Source organism: Candidatus Synechococcus spongiarum SH4 (genome assembly GCF_000586015.1).
GTDB classification, from domain to species: domain Bacteria; phylum Cyanobacteriota; class Cyanobacteriia; order PCC-6307; family Cyanobiaceae; genus Synechococcus_B; species Synechococcus_B spongiarum_F.
The window spans coordinates 1-2003 of record NZ_JENA01000273.1; the positions used below are offsets into that span (position 1 = coordinate 1).

General features: G+C 62.6%; 1 protein-coding gene and 1 pseudogene. Both read left to right on the forward strand.

What is annotated here, in order from left to right:
• Positions 1-636: FGGY-family carbohydrate kinase (locus BG35_RS0109605; RefSeq protein WP_025782651.1), on the forward strand; the 636-nt coding region annotated here is incomplete at its 5' end.
• Between the two features lie 205 nt (positions 637-841).
• Positions 842-2003, forward strand: a pseudogene (locus BG35_RS13780) (DUF2079 domain-containing protein); the annotation flags it as partial.

Here is a 2003-nt window from a genome sequence, read left to right on the forward strand (position 1 = left end):
AAGCTGGGTCTGCCCGCTACAGCCCGGGTAACGGCGGGCACCACGGACGGCAATGCCGCCGTTCTGGCGGTGGATCCCCAGCCTGGCGATGGGGTCACCGTTCTGGGGACCACCATGGCCCTGAAGCAGTTGTGTCCTGAACCGTTACAGGGCGCTGGCGTCTACAGCCACCCCATCGGCAACCAATGGCTGGCGGGTGGGGCATCCAACAGTGGCGGCGGCGTGCTGCGCCAGTTCTTTGATGATGCCGCCATTGCCACCCTCAGCCGCCAGCTTGATCCCCGCCATCCCACGGGCCTCCGGTATCTGCCCCTGCCCGCCCCCGGTGAGCGATTCCCGGTGGATGCTCCCCAACTGATGCCCTGTTTGGAGCCGCGGCCCGTAAGTGACGCCTTGTTTTTGCAGGGGCTGCTGGAGGGGATCGCCGCCATCGAGGCCCGGGGTTGGGCCCGATTGCAGGCTCTGGGCGCTCCGGCGGTGCAGCGGGTGCTGACGGTGGGGGGCGGCGCCCGGAATCCCACGTGGCGGCAACTGCGGCAACATGCCTTGGGGCGCCCCGTTCTGAACCGGCCCCATGCCTCTACTGCTTGTGGGGCTGCCCGGTTGGCGCGGGAAGTATTGATAGAGGTGGCTTAAAATTGAAACGATTGCGTGGTTCACATCCTTGACTGAACGATCAGGAAACTCCAGGGACACTTCCGGACAGTCGTCCGCATCTCAGAAGCCACCAAAAGCGTTCTGGCTGGTCTCAGCCCTTCTGACTGCCCTGTTTTGGAGTCTCGCGGCATTCAAGCACCATCTGCTGTATAGCGCCGGCTGGGATCTGGGGATTTTTGACCAAGTGGCCTGGCAAATGAGCCAAGGTCTGGAGCCCCGCTCCACCCTTACCGGGCTGCACCACATGGGTGACCACGGGGCCTGGATGTTCTATGCCATTGCTCCGCTCTACTGGCTGGCGCCGTCCGTTCATTGGCTGTTCCTCACCCAGGCGCTGGGGTTGATTCTCACGGCTTGGCCCCTGTGGCATCTGGGGGCGCAGGCAGGCTTGAAGGTGCGGGAGCGGTGGCTGGTCTGTGGCCTGTGGTGGCTCCAGCCCGTGGTGTTCAACGTGAACCTGTTTGACTTCCACCCGGAAACCTGGGCCATGCCCCTGTTGGCCCTGGCCATTTGGGCCAACCGTGCTGAGCGGCGCTGGCTCTGGCTCATGGCCCTCTTTGCCGCCATGGGCTGTCGGGACGGATTGACGTTGATTGTGATGGGCCTGGCCTTGGAGCAGGCCTTACGCCGTCGCTGGCGCTGGGCAGGGGAAGCGCTGCTGTTAGGGGGGGGTGGCTCCTGTTTCTGGCGGCGGGTCTCTATCCAATCCTCAATAACGGCGTCGGAGTGGCTGGAGTGGGCCGCTACGATCATCTTTGCGAGGGTGGCTGTGAAGGCATCGGCCACATCATCCGCAGCGCCCTGTTGGACCCCGTTCATTGGTTCGGGGCTTTGGATTGGCCTGGCATTGTGCGCTATTTCCTGGCGCTCGCATTGCCTTTGGCCATCACTTGGCGGCTCCGATCCCTGCCGATGCTTGCGGCAACTCTGCCACTTCTGGCAGCCAACATGATCTCCTCCTGGTCCAGCCAGCGAGACGTGGTGCATCAGTATTCTCTACCACTGGCGGTGCTTTTGGTTGTGGCCAGCATCGACGGACTGGCTGGCGACAGGCTTCAGAGACGGTTCCAGTCCCTCCACCATCTCTGGGCAGCACTATGGTGGGCAGGGCTAACGCAATCCCATTCCCAGGCTTTCTTTGGTCGCTATCTTTCCCGGGCGGATCGAATCCAGCCTCTGCAGGAAGCCATTGCCAAAATCCCTGATGATGCCGGAGTGCTTGCAACCAACCCCCTGATCCCCCATATCAGCCATCGCCGGGTGGTCCATGGACTGTTTGTAGGTCGTCGGGTATCTGCTGACTCGGCGGCTCTACCCGAAGGATCCCTTGTGCCTATTGTTCTTAA